This is a genomic window from Mesorhizobium sp. P5_C1 (genome assembly GCF_054049815.1).
Window position 1 is genome coordinate 1 of record NZ_JBFULQ010001088.1, and the last position, 1,033, is coordinate 1,033.

At 65.1% G+C, this 1,033-nt stretch carries 1 protein-coding gene and 1 pseudogene; one reads left to right on the forward strand and one right to left on the reverse strand.

Annotated features, from left to right (window positions below; all coding sequences use genetic code 11):
• On the forward strand, positions 1-240 hold a 240-nt coding region (locus tag ACXJ7R_RS34060; protein WP_457155626.1), incomplete at its 5' end, for a DoxX family membrane protein.
• Positions 241-288: 48 nt separating this feature from the next.
• On the opposite strand, the pseudogene ACXJ7R_RS34065 reads toward ACXJ7R_RS34060, so the two are convergent.
• Positions 289-1,033 (reverse strand): annotated as a pseudogene (locus tag ACXJ7R_RS34065) (exopolyphosphatase); the annotation flags it as partial.

The window sequence follows — 1,033 nt, forward strand, 5'->3', positions numbered from 1 at the left end:
CTGATCGCCGGGCTGCTCATCCTGGCCGGTTTCCAGACCCGGATCACCGCGCTGCTGCTCGCCGCATTCTGCATTGTCGCTGGTTTCAYCGGCCATTACGGCCAGGGCGGCGACGACGCGATGCTTGCCTTCCTGCATTCGCAGATGCTGATGAAGGACATCGCCATTGCGGGCGGCTTCCTGGCGCTGGCGATGGCCGGCGCCGGTGCCTGGTCGGCCGACGGGCGTGGTTCGGCGTAAGGCCTATTTGACGGATACGCTCGATTTCACCGAATTCACCGAAACGCTCTATTTCACCGAAACGCTTGGGCCGCCCTCGACGGCCAGCACCAGCCGGCGGTTGGTGATCCTTGCCAGTTGCGCCAGGCGGCCGGCCGGCCGTTCGCCATAGAGGTCGGCCAGAGATGCAGGCAGCACCAGCGCCAGCACGCCGTTGCCGCGCTGTTCCCATTTCAGCCGGGGCATGATGCCAGGCATCGATGCCGTGAGCAGGTAGACGACGCGCATCATCGCCGCCAGCACGCGTGCCCGCTCCAGGTAACGCGGCGAAGCCAACGCCTTGATCTCGGGTGCGATGGCCTCGTTGAAGATGCCGTCGTGACGATAGGCGTTGGCCAGTGCCAGGAAGGCACGGCCGGGATGGTCGACGCCGAAGAAGGACGCGTGCGCGATAATGTTGAGCGACTGCTTGCCCCGATATTCGGGATGCGCGCGCCAGCCGATGTCGGCCAGCAATGCGGCGGCGTGGCGATAGCGCGCCTCGTCCTCGGTCTCGTCGATGCCGAAGGCGGCAAAGGTCCTGGCGGTCCAGTCGACAAGTTCATGCGCATGGGTGACGGAGCGTGAGCGCAGCCGGGCGAGTTCCTCCGACGCCGAAATCAATGGATCGGCCTTCTGCTCGGCCTCATCGAGCAGCGAATAGAGAAAGCCCTCACGCACGCCGAGCGCCGACACGATGATCTTCGACGGCTGCATCGCCGCCATGATCTCCTGCAGCACGATGGCGCCATAAGGCAGCAGCGAACGACGGTTC